We start from the raw sequence: 12874 nt of genomic DNA, 5'->3' as shown, positions 1-12874 counted from the left end.
TCCCGCTGCGGCCGATTCCGCAGGGCAGGGTTCTCAGGGCGGTTAGCTCAGCTGGTAGAGCATCGGTTTTACACACCGCAGGTCGGGGGTTCGATCCCCTCACCGCCCACCATTTCCCTTCCAGATCAATGTCCGGGCCTCATCTCTGAGGGGCGGTTCTGCGTGGCGACACGCAGAATGAGATTCCGCGCGCGAAAAACTGATTTCGAGGGCAGGGGATTTATCCGGCAACAACACTTGTGTTCAGAAGTTGGACACATCCATCCTGGGATCGCGCCTAAGACTCACCCGCTCCAGCTTCAATCCTGGGGCGGGTCTTTTCATGGTCCGTTGCGCAGTCGAGGCGAGAGCACCTTTGAAGCCGACAGCAGACGTCTGGGGCTGCTACCGAACGTTGACCCTATAATTAAGTACGGATGTGCCTGGCTTCTCGTCTACACTCTGCCCCTTTGCGGTGATCGCGAAGCTGTCAGAGCCTTTGTAGCCTGGAGCGGGCTCGTAGGTCCAAGTATCCTTGTCAACCATCTTGACGGTGCCGTGCTGGGGGCGCTGGCTGAGTTCCGAGCTGCTGAGCGTGCCTTGAGGACGAATGTCCGACATGCATCCCTGACTGGATTGGACGTCGAAGTCAGCAGTCCCGTTAGCGCCCATGATGGGTTGATTGCCCGAGATGACGCACATGCTCTGTGCAAAAGCCGGGCTGGCGGACAGAAGCGCCACCAGGAGCGCGACGGCCAGTACCGATGATTTCATGGCGGTCTCCTCTCATCGATCATCGTTATGAAAACCGATCAGCCTCCATACGCACGTTCGAGGTCGGTCTAGCGGTGCCGACTCGATCTCCGGGACAGATAAGAAGGCGACCGGTCAGGATACGCCTCGACCGAGTTCCGCATGCCGGACGAGTGCGTAAAAAACACTCTATCGCAACCGTCCAGTCCTGCTTGACCAATTGAGCCATAGGCTTATCAGATTTGGACAGTTCGGCCATAGAACTGAGCGCCAGAAATTGAAAAGTAATGACATTCTTATCCGACAAAAGCTTTCTGTCAGTGTGGGAATGCTATTGCCCTATAAGATATGATCCTCTTCTGGCGTCGATAGTCATATTTATAAAGCTGACTTCAGAGAAGGGTGTCCTGGTTGTACTTGCCTATGGCTGTCGTCATCTTGCGGGTCGCGCGCATCGACGATAAGCCGCGTTCTGGGGACGGCAGTGCCTTGTATCGATGTCGCCTGGGAAATCTCTGCCGTTGAGCGCAACTGCGAAAAGGTCCGCTTACCGTTCAGTTACGGATGTCGGGAAGATTGAACCTTGGCGGTGATGCCAACTTAAGCTGATAGCATGCTCTCAAGATAAAATAGGCGGTGGGCTGCTGATATGCTTCCCCGGGGAGGAAGGGTGCAGGCTTAATCTAGCCCTTAAAAATAATGGTCGGAGCGAGAGGATTCGAACCTCCGACCCCTAGTCCCCCAGACTAGTGCGCTAACCGGGCTGCGCTACGCTCCGACGCCTTGAACGGCAGGTGTCAATTAGCTTTTGGGGCGCCGGTTCGCAACCCCCGAAATGCACTTTCGTGGTGATCGTAGCCAAAATCTCTCGAGCTTTCTCTTTGTCGGCTTCGACATCAGCAGGGCTTAGCTGCTCAAAGGTGAGGGAACGAACCTGCGCCGAGAATGATTGTGTCAACGGCGAAGCTTCACTTCGGGCGCTCAAAGCCTGATCTAGCAAAGGGTTCGTGGCACGGGCGATGGCGCAGCTCTTCACACCATCGGCGACCACTCTGTTTCGTGTGGCCATCGTACTCGCGGGCCTGGGGCTCGTGGGTGCGGGGGCGACTGCCTATGTCTGGGCACGCACCGGCAGCACTTGGAACGTGGGAACGCCCGCGCCCCAGCCGGTTCCGTTCAGGCACGATCTTCACAGCGGTTCGCTCGGCATCGACTGTCGCTATTGCCACTCCAACGTCGAAAAGGCGGCAGATGCGGGCATGCCTTCGGCGCAGACATGCATGTCGTGCCACTCACAGGTCTGGGTGGGTGCCAGCGTCCTGGATCCGGTCCGATCGAGCTTCGCTCTCGGCCAGCCCATCGAATGGGCCTCTGTCCATCGCCTGCCGGACTACGCTTATTTTCACCACGCCGCTCATGTGACCAAGGGCGTGGCCTGCGAGACCTGCCATGGGCGGGTCGATCAGATGCCGAAGACGGTGAAGACGCAAACCATGTCGATGGGTTGGTGTCTGGATTGCCACCGCGATCCGACACCACATCTGCGGCCCAAAGCGGATGTGTTCGCCATGGGCTATCAACCGCATGGAAAGGAGTTGCCGAAGGATATTCGTGTTTTCTACCAGGAAGCCTCCCGCCGCCTCACCAGCTGCAGCACGTGTCACAGGTAAAGGCGATGAAACGGGAAGAGCCATTCGATCTCGACGCCTTGCGGGCCCGCCTTGCGGACGAGGAGGGGCCGCGGCTGTGGCGCAGCCTGGAGGAACTGACTGACCGGCCCGACGTGCGCCGCTACGTTGAAGCCGAGTTCCCGGACGTGATGCAGGCCTCAATCGTCGACCGCCGTACTTTGTTGCGGCTCATGAGCGCCTCGCTCGCCCTCGGTGGACTGGCGGCCTGCAACAGCGGCGCCGTGAAGAATGCGCCGCTTCTGTCACAAAGCCACAACGCGCCGGGCTATATGCCGGGTGTCCCGACGATCATCGCCACGTCGCTGCCTCTCAACGGCTACGGACGCGGCGTTCTCGCGAAGGTGCAGGAGGGGCGTCCGATCAAGGTGGAGGGCAATCCGCTCCATCCGGCGAGCCTCGGTGCGACCGATGTTTTCGCTCAAGCAGAGATCCTGTCGCTCTACGACCCTGACAGATCCGGCGCTCCCCTCCACAAGGGTGTTGCGCGAAGCTGGAAGGAGGTGACGCAATTCATCCGCCCCGTGCGCAACGAACTCGTGGTCGAGGAGGGGCGGGGGCTGCATGTCCTGATGCCGCCGACATCCTCGCCGACGATCCGGCGGCTCGTCTCGCAGGCGCGCCAGCTTTTCCCCCATGCGCAATGGCACGGCTTCACGCCCGTCGATGACATCAATCGCCAGCAGGCTGCTCAAACCGTGTTCAGGCGCGGTGTGGATCTGGTTTACGATCTCACGCAGGCTGATATGATCGTCACCCTGGGCGGCGATCTCTTTGCGGAGGAGGCTGGTCACATCCGCTATGCGGCCGATTACCAGAACAGGCGTCGCATGCAGGATCGCGAGTTGCCGCGTCTTTTCGCTCTGGAAACCCGGCCAAGTCTTGTGGGCTCTCGTGCGGATGAGCGGATCCCTCTGAGGCCGCGCGAGTTCGAAGCATTCTCACGCGCGCTTGCTGACGCCGTCCGGACAGGCGCAGCTTCCTCCAATGCCCATCCATCGCTCTCGCGGCTCGTAAATGAATTGCGCCGATCCGGCCCCCGCAGTCTCGTCGCGGTCGGCCGTGAGCAGCCTGCTTCGGTTCACGCGCTCGCTCTCGCGATCAACGCGCAGCTTGGAGCATTCGGGACTACGATCCGGGCCATCGAGCCGGTTCGGAATGCTCTCGGCAATGTCTCAACACTTGACGATCTGGCGATAGCCATCGAAGCGGGCCAGGCTTCTCGATTGATCATTCTCGGCGGCAATCCGGTCTATACTGCGCCGGCCGATATCGACCTTGCGGCGCTCATACGGCGCGTGCCCCTGTCGCTGCACCTCGGTTCTCATGTCGATGAGACGGCTGCCCTCTGCACCTGGCATGTCCCCGAGGCTCATCCGCTCGAAAGCTGGGGCGATCTGCGCGCGTTCGACGGCACGATCGGATTGCGGCAGCCGGCGACATTGCCACTGAAGCCGTCCTTGAGCGCTGAAGAATTTCTCGGCCTCATGACCGGCCAGACAATGGATGGGCACGGACTCGTCCAGGCCACCTGGCGCGAGGCATGGGGCGATGCGTTCAATGCGCAATGGAGCCGAGCGCTCGAGGATGGCGTCGTCGAGAATTCGGCATCGCCTTCGATCGATGTAACTCCTCAAGCCTCTCGGGGTCCGGAGCCTGCGTTTCAGGCTTCTTCCGCTGGCATCGACGTCGTTTTCGCGCTCGATCCCTCTGTGTGGGACGGCACTTACGCCAATAATGGTTGGCTTCAGGAATTGCCCAAGCCGCTGACGAAGCAAGTTTGGGGCAATGCCGCATTGATCGCGCCCGAAACCGCGGAGATTTTCGGCCTGTCGTCGGGCGACCTCATCGATCTCTCCTTGGATGGGCGCACGTTGCGTGCGCCTGTCTGGGTGCTGCCTGGGCATGCGCCCGGCGCGGTGACCCTCACGCTCGGCTATGGCCGCCAGCGGGCGGGCCAGATCGGCAACGGAATCGGGTTCAACGCCTATGCGATCCGCACATCGGCTCAGCCATGGACTGCGACGGGTGAAATCCGGCGCGTCGGCGAGCGAGTGAAGCTCGTCACCACGCAGCAGCATCATTCATTGCAGGGGCGGGACATCGTGCGCATTACAGCGCCCGATCAGACGCAACCCTTCGATGAGGTGAAGCTGCCATCGATCTATCCGGATTGGGAGTACCCGAACCATGCCTGGGGCATGGCCATCGATCTCGATGCCTGCATCGGCTGCAATGCCTGCGTCATCGCCTGTCAGGCCGAGAACAACATCTCCGTCGTCGGACCGGAGGAGGTGGCGAAGGGGCGTGAGATGCATTGGCTGCGCGTGGACCGCTACTACGCGGGCGACCCTGCGAAACCCGACACGTATTTCCAGCCCGTTCCCTGCATGCAATGCGAGAAGGCGCCCTGTGAGGTGGTGTGCCCGGTCAATGCCACGGTGCATTCGTCGGAAGGGTTGAACGACATGGTCTATAACCGCTGCATCGGCACGCGGAGCTGCTCGAACAACTGCCCCTACAAAGTGCGCCGCTTCAACTTCCTCGATTATCAAGGCACCGATTTTTCCGCGCCCGATGACGCTATGAACCCGCAGGTGACGGTTCGAGACCGGGGCGTGATGGAAAAATGCACCTATTGCGTCCACCGGATCGGGGCTGCGCGCGCCGATGCGCGGGTGGAGGATCGACGCCTGGAGGACGGCGAGGTGATGACCGCCTGTCAGCAATCCTGCCCGACGCAAGCCATCGTGTTCGGGGACATCAATGATCCCGACAGCGCGGTGAGCCGTCTGAAGAAGAGCCCTCGCAACTACGCCCTGCTCGGTGCGCTGAACACGCGGCCGCGCACTACCTATCTCGCCCGCGTCGAAGACCCGCCGGAGATCGAATGATGGGAACTGAGGCGCAGGCCATCACGAGTCCGGTGGCGGATATTCCGCTCTCACCGCGTTTCGGCTGGGGATGGTGGGTCACGCTGCTGGTCTCCGGCGCGCTCGTCGTGCTGCTCGGTTACACGCTTTTGTCCATCGTCTTCATCGGCGTCGGCGTCTGGGGCGTCAACGCACCTTTCGTCTGGGGCTTCGATCTCATCAACTATGCCTGGTGGATCGGCATCGCCAACGGATCGAGCCTTTTCGCGGCGACCCTGGTGCTGCGCCGGCATGATCTGCGCACGTCGGTCAACCGCTTCGCGGAGGGCGTCGCGCTTTTCGCCGTCATTTGCGCAGGCATTTTCCCGATCTTCCATCTCGGGAGGCCGTGGCTGTTTTATTGGACGTTTCCCTATCCGGCGACCTACGAGGTCTGGCCGCAATTCCGCAGCACACTCACTTGGGATTTCTGGGCGATCAGCACACACGCCATCGTCACCAGCCTGCTCTGGTATGTGGGCCTGATTCCGGACCTCGCGACCTTGCGCGACAGGGCACGGCGCAAGAGCGTCAGGCAGATCTACGGCGTCTTCGCACTCGGCTGGCGCGGCTCCGTGCGCCATTGGGCCTATCATCAACGGGCTTATCGTCTCGTCGCCATCCTCGTTCTTCCGCTCATCCTCATCATGCAGAGCACGGTCGCCTTCGAATTCGCGGTGACGCTGGTGCCGGACTGGCATGAGACGCGCCAGCCGCTTCATTTCGTGGTGACGGGTTTGGCGCAAGGTCTGTCCATCGTACTCCTGGTGGCGATGCTGCTGCGCTGGGGCCTGCGGCTGGAGCGCTATATCGACGATGAGGATGTAGACCTTCTCGGCAAGCTCGTTCTCGCGAGCGCCCTCGTTACGGCCTATCTTTACCTCGATGAGATCGTCGCAGTCCTTCTGTCCGATAAACTGACCCGTGAGGCTACTTTCAACCGCGTGACGGGGGATTATGCCGGTCTCTACTGGGCCGCCATCGTCTACAGCATTCTCGTACCGCAACTGCTCTGGTTCAGCGCCGCGCGCAGGAGCACCATCGCGGGCGTGTTCGTCGGCTTTTCCATCGGCGTTGGCATCTGGTTCGACCGTTACTCCATCATCGTCGGCGGCCTCCAGACGGATCACCTGCCGTCCGTCTGGCGGACCTACAGCCCGACGCTGCCCGAGACCGGGCTATTCCTCGGAACACTCGGCTTGTTCGCAGCGCTTCTACTGCTCTTCGTCCGCTATCTCCCGGTCGTCTCCATGTTCGAGACGCGCCACGACGAGCATGAGGACAAGGCCTCATGACCCGCAGAATCCATGGAATGATTGCGGAATTCGAGAAGCCCGAGGCGCTGAAACGGGCTGTTGTGGAAGCCAAGCGCGCGGGTTTCACGAGTCTCGATGCATATAGCCCGTTTCCCTTGTCCGAGGTTGCCGATGAACTTGGCGTTCGCACGACCGCGATCCCCTGGATCGCATTCGTGTCTGCTCTTGCCGGCGGCTGCATTCAGTATGGGGCGCAGTATTGGATGAACGCGGTCGATTATCCGCTCAATGTCGGGGGGCGTCCCCTCGACAGCTGGCCCGCCTTCATTCCGGCGAGTCTTGTCGTCGCCATCCTGTGGGCTGGGGCCGCGACGCTCATCAGCCTGCTCATGATCCTGCGGCTTCCGCGATTACACCATCCGGTCTTCGAAGTGCACGGTTTCAACCGCGCGTCCGAGGATCGGTTCTTTCTCTGCATCCTGAGCGATGATCCGATATTCCAGGAGGAAGCTGCTCGTGACTTTCTGAAGACATGTTCGCCTCTCGCTGTCCGGGAGGTCCCGGCATGCGACTAGCGGTCATTCTCGCCATGTCTGTTCTGCTCGCTGCCTGCGACAGTGGCACCGAGGAGAGGGATGCGGTGGCTTCGACCCGCGCGGTGCAGCGGGCTTATGTGCCGGTTCCTCCCGGCGTCATCGCCAGAGGAGCCTCTGCGCAGGCTGCGGCCCTTGCAGCGCCGGGGCCGGAGATGACGCCCGAGCTGATCGCACGCGGCGAGGAACGGTTCAGGGCCTTCTGCACGCCTTGCCACGGGCAGAGCGGGCGTGGTGATGGGGCTGTGGTGTCCCGTGGCTTCCCTGCGCCGCCCTCCTACCATCAGGAGCGCCTTCGCGCCTACACGCCTGAGCAGATCGTGCACGTCATCACGCAAGGCGTGGGCCGGATGTATCCTTATGCGGACCGCATCGCACCGGAGGATCGCTGGGCGATTGCGCATTACGTGAAGACCCTACAAGCGCGGGATATGGGGCCTCAGCCATGAGCATGATGGAGGCGCTTTATCTCGCGTTCATTGCCCTGGCAGGAATCGGAATGGGCAGTCTCGTAACCCTCATGATCGGCCATATCATGAGCGAGCACTGGCTTGCTCCCGTGCGCGCCGAGGTGGAAGCGGCGGCTCTCACGCTGCCCCTGCTGCTGCTCCTAGGCTTCGTGCTCGCATTCGGGCTCGACCAGATATTTCCTTGGATCGATGAGAGAACCGATCTTCCGCCGATGCGGGCCGCATTCCTGAGCCCGGCCTTCTTCCTCATCCGCAGTGTTATCTACCTGCTGGCGAGCGCGGCCATCGCGTTCTGGCTTATTCGCACCCCGCACGTACGCCGGGCGAGCGGCATCGGCCTTGCTCTGATGACGCCCATCATGACGCTCGCCGCCTATGATTGGGTGCTGTCCCGCGAGCCACATTGGTGGTCGAGCCTCTTCGGCCTTGCCTTTGCACAATCCCAGATCCTCGCTGCCCTCGCGGGCGCGATCCTGATCACGGTACTGGGCCCCCACCATGCCGCGCTCAAGCGGATGAAAAGCCTCGAGCGCGCGCTTCTCACATTGCTTCTTCTGACGCTCTGGACATGGTTCGCACAGTTCCTGATCGTCTGGCTGACGAACCTGCCGAACGAGGTCACCTGGTATCTGCGACGGTCAGACCCCTGGAATTCCATGCTTGCCACGGCGGCCTTCGGGCTCATGGTCGCGGCCATCGTCGTGCTGGTTCCATCGGGTGTGAGCCGCGTCGGCATGATCGTAGGCAGCACGCTCGCGCTCATGCACCATGCAACGCACATGCTGTGGATTCTTCAGCCAAAGGGCAGGGCCTCTTTGCTGGATCTCGGCCTGATCGTCGGCATCGTCGTGCTTTGGGCCGTTGCCTTCGCGGTCATCATGCGAAACCGCCCTACCTATGCGGACGAGGCATCCGAAGAGCCGTAGCTAGTGTGAAACGGGAGCCACTCCCGGCACGATGCGTTGCGTGCGCGGGACCGTCTCCGCGTCGCTCACAGACGGCAAGTCGGCCGGTTTCTCGATTTGGTCGCGCAGAGGCAACTGCGGATCGGGCGGATAGACCTGCCTGTCCTGACTGCCCAGAGTGTAAAGATAGGCCGCGATATGCCGGGCCTCGGCCTCCGTCACGCCCTGTGAGGGCATGCCGGTCTGCGGCTTCAGCGCGACGGGGTCCATGAGCCAGGCGATCAGGTTGCTCGGAATGTTCGGCATAAAGCCGGCAAGAAGGTGCTGTTGCGCGTAACTCTCGAGGCGAGGGCCGACCTTGCCCCGAGCGCCGCGCACGCCCTCGATCACATGACATGTGCCGCAGCCATAGGCCTGGATCAGTCTCAAACCCTGCTTGGCATCTCCCCCTGCAATTGTGAGAGGCGAGGGTGCGCTCTGCGTCTCGCCGCATGCGGCAAGCCCGGTGAGGGCGAGCAGTGCCAGGGCTCGAAACGGATGGAGCACGGTCATTTCCCGGGTTCAGGACCTACGGAGGAGCAACCGTCGAGCTTGCTATCCGTTCCGCTCAAGCAGGCCAAACAGCGTTGCATTAGCTCCAGAGATGTCTGTCTGACGACTTTTTGAGGGAACCAACGCACACGGCCAAGCTTTTCCGTTCATTGCCTTCAAGAAACGTAGGGCGGATGGACCGAGAAGCTAACGAGCATCGCCATGGCGAGAGGCTGCGTCCCTGCCTGAAGCGGGCATGGCTGGTTGTCTGCGCCCTGGCGGTCGCGGGCTGCAGCGGCGTGCAATCGGCCCTCGACCCGGCTGGAGGCGATGCCCAGCGGCTCTATTGGCTCACCATCATCATGACGATCGGCGCGACGCTCATTTTCCTGGGCGTCACGATCCTTCTGCTTTACGCCATTTTCGCCCCGCCGGAACGCCGGGCCTGGCTCGGTACCCGCCGCACGATCGTCTATGGCGGTATCGCCTTTCCCATCGTGGTACTCTCCCTGCTGCTGCCTTATGGCCTTGTCGTGATGCGAGACACCGATGTGCCGGTGGCAGGCGCATTGCCGATTGAGGTCGTCGGCGAACAATATTGGTGGCGGGTACGCTATCCGGCTCACAAAAACGGCGCGGAGGTCGTGACGGCGAACGAAGTCGTTGTCCCCATAGGGCAACCCGTGACCGTCTCATTGACGACAGCCGATGTCATTCACAGCTTCTGGATTCCCAATTTCGGCGGCAAGGTCGACATGATCCCCGGTCGGATGAATCGCTTCAGCTTCACGGCGGAGAGGCCAGGGGTTTATCGCGGTGTCTGTGCCGAGTTCTGCGGCGATCAGCATGCCCGCATGGCCTTCGACGTGGTGGCCATGGAGTTGCCCGAGTTCGAAACGTGGCGGGCGGCGCGGGCTCAACCGGCGAGACAGCCCGATCTGCCGCTGATCGAGCGGGGCCGCCAGCTCTTCATCAGCGGCGGCTGCGGCACTTGCCATGTGGTGCGGGGCACTGACGCCAACGGGCAATTCGGGCCGGATCTGACCCATGTGGGAAGCCGCAGGACAATCGGTGCGGGGCAGTTTCCAAACAATATCGGCACGCTTGCCGGGTGGATAGCCAACACGCAGCATATCAAGGCAGGCGCGCGCATGCCGTCCTATGCATCGCTCAGTGGAGAGGATCTGCGCGCACTGGCCGGATACATGGAAAGCCTGAAATGAACGCACCCGAGAATCCACGATCCTTCGGGCAGGGCGAGCCTGAGCTTCCCAACTCACTGCCACGACCGCCGGGCGAGTTCGAAAAGCTGAAAAAGGTCTGGGAATCGCCGCGTGGCTTTGCCTTCATTACGGACGTCAACAACAGCTATGTCGGCCTGTGGTACGTCGGCACGGCCTTCCTGTTCTTCATTCTGGCGGGCATCCTCGCGCTCATCATGCGCGCGCAACTTGCCGTGCCGGAGAGCGATCTCGTCAGCCACGATCTCTACAACCAACTCTTCACCATGCATGGCACGGTGATGATGTTCCTTTTCGCCGTTCCGGCAGTGGAGGCGGCAAGCGTTTATCTTCTGCCGAACATGCAGGCCGCGCGCGACCTGCCTTTTCCACGCCTCTCGGCCTATGCGTTCTGGGCCTATTTCGTCGGCGGCCTGGTGTTCTTCGGCACCATCTTCTTCGGCCTGTCACCGAATGGCGGCTGGTTCATGTATCCGCCGCTGACCGGCACCAAGTATTCACCCGCCGACAACGCTGATTGGTGGCTACTCGGCATCGGATTCATCGAAATTTCGGCCATTGCCGGCGCCATCGAGATCATCGTGGGTGTGATGAAAACCCGCGCGGTCGGCATGAGCCTCGACAAGCTGCCGATCTATTCCTGGGCAATGTTGGTTTTCGCGGTGATGATCATCATCGCTTTCCCGGCGATCATCCTCGCCACGTTGCTGCTCGAGATGGAACGTGCGTTCGACTGGCCGTTCTTCATCGCCGAGCGGGGCGGGGACCCTCTGCTGTGGCAGCATCTGTTCTGGTTCTTCGGCCACCCTGAGGTCTATATCATCTTCATTCCCGCGACGGGCATGGTATCCATGATCGTGCCGACGATGGCGCAGACGCCGCTCGTCGGCTACCGCCTGATCGTGATGGCTCTTATCGCCACCGGTTTTCTCTCGTTCGGCCTGTGGGTGCACCACATGTTCGCCACGGGCCTGCCGAAGATGTCGTTGAGCTTCTTCTCGGCGGCGAGCACGGCGGTGGCGGTGCCAAGCGGGATTCAGGTTTTCGCCTGGATCGCAACCATCGCCTCGGGCCGCATGAAGCTGACGACGCCCTCGCTCTTCATCCTGGGCTTCCTCTTCATATTCACCCTCGGTGGCCTCACCGGTGTGATGGTCGCGATGGCGCCTTTCGACTGGCAGGCGCATGACAGCTATTTCGTCGTGGCGCATCTGCATTACGTGCTCATCGGCGGCATGGTGTTTCCACTCTTCGCGGCGTTCTATTACTGGGTGCCGGTGGCGAGCAAGAACGCCCTTTCCGAGCGCCTTGGGCGCTGGGTGTTCAGCCTCATGTTCCTGGGCGTGAACGTCAGCTTCCTGCCGATGCACATCACCGGCCTCATCGGGATGCCGCGGCGGGTTTATACCTATCCGATGGGCATGGGCTGGGATGCCCTGAACTTCATCTCCACCATCGGCGCTTTCATGATCGCGGCGGGCGTCGCCATCTTCATCTATGACATGATCCGCAGCTTCCGCGTCGCCGATGAGGACAATGCGGGCAATGTCTGGAATGCGAGCACGCTCGAATGGCTGCCGAACGGCAATTACAATACGCGAAGCGTTCCCTCCGTCGTCAGCCGCGACCCGCTCTGGGATCAGCCTAACTTGCCTGAGGACGTGAAAGTGGGGCGGTATTACATGCCGGGGACGGCAACGGGCGGGCGCGAGGCGCTGGTGACGAGCCCCTTCGATGCACGCCCACAATACATCCTGCAGATCCCCGGACCCGGATGGCAACCGCTGCTCGCCGCCGTGTTCACAGCCGCCTTCTTCCTGCTGCTCACGGTGAAGATGGTCATCACCTCGGCGATCTGCGGTGTGCTGGCGCTGGGCTTCGTCATCTGGTGGCTGTGGGAGACCGATCCCGGCCCTGTGCGGCCGCCGGCCGATATCGGCGGTGGGTATGTGCTTCCCGTTTATGTGACGGGGCCGATGAACCACTCCTGGTGGGCGATGATCGTCCTCATGATCGTGTCGGGAATGGTCTTCACCTGCCTCGTCTTCTCCTATCTCTTCCTTTGGCTCGTAAACCCTGGCGCATGGCCTTCCCCCGGCACCCTCATCCCCGAGTGGATGTGGCCGGCCTCATCGGCTATGCTCTATGTGGCGAGCGCGGCCCTCATCGCCATCGCCAGCCGCACCTTGAGAGGCGAGGATCGCCGTGCCCCGCGTGCGGTGCCGGTCCTGATCGGGATTGCGCTCGTGCTGGTGGCCGCTGCATCGGCGGTTGATCTTTGGTCACAATGGCGGACAGGCTTGAGCCCGTCGGTCCATGCCTATGGCGCGGCGGTCTACGCGATCATCTCGCTTCAGATATTCTTCGTCATGACGACGACCATCATGGGGCTCTACACCATTGCCCGCTGGCTCACGAGCAAGCTCGACAGCATCCGCCGGACGACCTTCGATAACACCATGCTGTTCTGGTACTACACCGTGGGCCAGGGTCTCGTCGGCTTGGCGGTCGTCCACGGCTTCCCACGCCTCACCGGAGGCGTCTAA

General features: G+C 61.6%; 10 protein-coding genes and 2 tRNA genes. 9 read left to right on the top strand and 3 right to left on the bottom strand.

Features of this window, described 5'->3' with window-relative positions; genetic code table 11:
* The first annotated feature begins 36 nt into the window (after positions 1-36).
* Positions 37-112, top strand: a tRNA-Val gene (locus tag AB4Y85_RS02145).
* Positions 113-384: 272 nt separating this feature from the next.
* Here AB4Y85_RS02145 and AB4Y85_RS02140 read toward each other — a convergent pair.
* The gene (locus tag AB4Y85_RS02140; RefSeq protein ID WP_441983196.1) at positions 385-753 is read right to left on the bottom strand and encodes an Ig-like domain-containing protein; all 369 of its coding nucleotides are present in this window, start codon (positions 751-753) and stop codon (positions 385-387) included.
* 679 nt (positions 754-1432) lie between these two features.
* Positions 1433-1510 (bottom strand) — tRNA-Pro (locus tag AB4Y85_RS02135).
* Between the two features lie 229 nt (positions 1511-1739).
* On the opposite strand from AB4Y85_RS02135, the gene AB4Y85_RS02130 reads away from it, so the two are divergent.
* From AB4Y85_RS02130 to AB4Y85_RS02105, 6 genes are read left to right on the top strand one after another with little or no spacing between them, the layout of a single operon-like run.
* A complete protein-coding gene (locus tag AB4Y85_RS02130; protein ID WP_441983195.1) occupies positions 1740-2402 on the top strand; it encodes a cytochrome c3 family protein in 663 nt (220 codons plus the stop codon).
* A gap of 5 nt (positions 2403-2407) precedes the next feature.
* Positions 2408-5314 carry a TAT-variant-translocated molybdopterin oxidoreductase gene (locus AB4Y85_RS02125; protein ID WP_441983194.1) on the top strand — a complete coding sequence of 969 codons (2907 nt, stop codon included), beginning with the start codon at positions 2408-2410 and terminating at the stop codon, positions 5312-5314.
* Positions 5311-6627, top strand: a complete 1317-nt coding sequence (gene nrfD / locus AB4Y85_RS02120) for an NrfD/PsrC family molybdoenzyme membrane anchor subunit (protein ID WP_441983193.1) — start codon at positions 5311-5313, stop codon at positions 6625-6627. The genes AB4Y85_RS02125 and nrfD overlap by 4 nt, the downstream gene beginning before the upstream one ends.
* A complete protein-coding gene (locus AB4Y85_RS02115; RefSeq protein WP_441983192.1) occupies positions 6624-7163 on the top strand; it encodes a DUF3341 domain-containing protein in 540 nt (179 codons plus the stop codon). The genes nrfD and AB4Y85_RS02115 overlap by 4 nt, the downstream gene beginning before the upstream one ends.
* Positions 7154-7630: a c-type cytochrome gene (locus AB4Y85_RS02110; protein ID WP_441983191.1), complete on the top strand. Its 477-nt coding sequence runs from the start codon at positions 7154-7156 to the stop codon at positions 7628-7630. The genes AB4Y85_RS02115 and AB4Y85_RS02110 overlap by 10 nt, the downstream gene beginning before the upstream one ends.
* Complete coding sequence (locus tag AB4Y85_RS02105) at positions 7627-8577, top strand: hypothetical protein (RefSeq protein WP_441983190.1); 951 nt, start codon at positions 7627-7629, stop codon at positions 8575-8577. Before AB4Y85_RS02110 ends, AB4Y85_RS02105 begins: the two co-directional genes overlap by 4 nt.
* On the opposite strand, the gene AB4Y85_RS02100 is transcribed toward AB4Y85_RS02105, so the two are convergent.
* Positions 8578-9102 carry a c-type cytochrome gene (locus AB4Y85_RS02100; protein ID WP_441983189.1) on the bottom strand — a complete coding sequence of 175 codons (525 nt, stop codon included), beginning with the start codon at positions 9100-9102 and terminating at the stop codon, positions 8578-8580.
* 179 nt (positions 9103-9281) lie between these two features.
* On the opposite strand from AB4Y85_RS02100, the gene coxB reads away from it, so the two are divergent.
* The gene (coxB, locus tag AB4Y85_RS02095; RefSeq protein WP_441983188.1) at positions 9282-10310 is read left to right on the top strand and encodes a cytochrome c oxidase subunit II; all 1029 of its coding nucleotides are present in this window, start codon (positions 9282-9284) and stop codon (positions 10308-10310) included.
* A complete protein-coding gene (locus AB4Y85_RS02090) occupies positions 10307-12874 on the top strand; it encodes a cbb3-type cytochrome c oxidase subunit I (RefSeq protein ID WP_441983187.1) in 2568 nt (855 codons plus the stop codon). The genes coxB and AB4Y85_RS02090 overlap by 4 nt, the downstream gene beginning before the upstream one ends.

It is taken from the genome of Microvirga sp. 2YAF29 (assembly GCF_052114605.1).
Classification (GTDB): domain Bacteria; phylum Pseudomonadota; class Alphaproteobacteria; order Rhizobiales; family Beijerinckiaceae; genus Microvirga.
Note: the sequence above shows the minus strand (reverse complement) of the source record. Positions and strands in the feature narration are given on the sequence as shown.

Coding starts and splice junctions, on each gene's coding strand:
- AB4Y85_RS02140 (WP_441983196.1), bottom strand. CDS start 753: ATGAAATCATCGGTACTGGCCGTCGCGCTCCTGGTGGCGCTTCTGTCC.
- AB4Y85_RS02125 (WP_441983194.1), top strand. CDS start 2,408: ATGAAACGGGAAGAGCCATTCGATCTCGACGCCTTGCGGGCCCGCCTT.
- nrfD (WP_441983193.1), top strand. CDS start 5,311: ATGATGGGAACTGAGGCGCAGGCCATCACGAGTCCGGTGGCGGATATT.
- AB4Y85_RS02115 (WP_441983192.1), top strand. CDS start 6,624: ATGACCCGCAGAATCCATGGAATGATTGCGGAATTCGAGAAGCCCGAG.
- AB4Y85_RS02110 (WP_441983191.1), top strand. CDS start 7,154: ATGCGACTAGCGGTCATTCTCGCCATGTCTGTTCTGCTCGCTGCCTGC.
- AB4Y85_RS02105 (WP_441983190.1), top strand. CDS start 7,627: ATGAGCATGATGGAGGCGCTTTATCTCGCGTTCATTGCCCTGGCAGGA.
- coxB (WP_441983188.1), top strand. CDS start 9,282: ATGGACCGAGAAGCTAACGAGCATCGCCATGGCGAGAGGCTGCGTCCC.
- AB4Y85_RS02090 (WP_441983187.1), top strand. CDS start 10,307: ATGAACGCACCCGAGAATCCACGATCCTTCGGGCAGGGCGAGCCTGAG.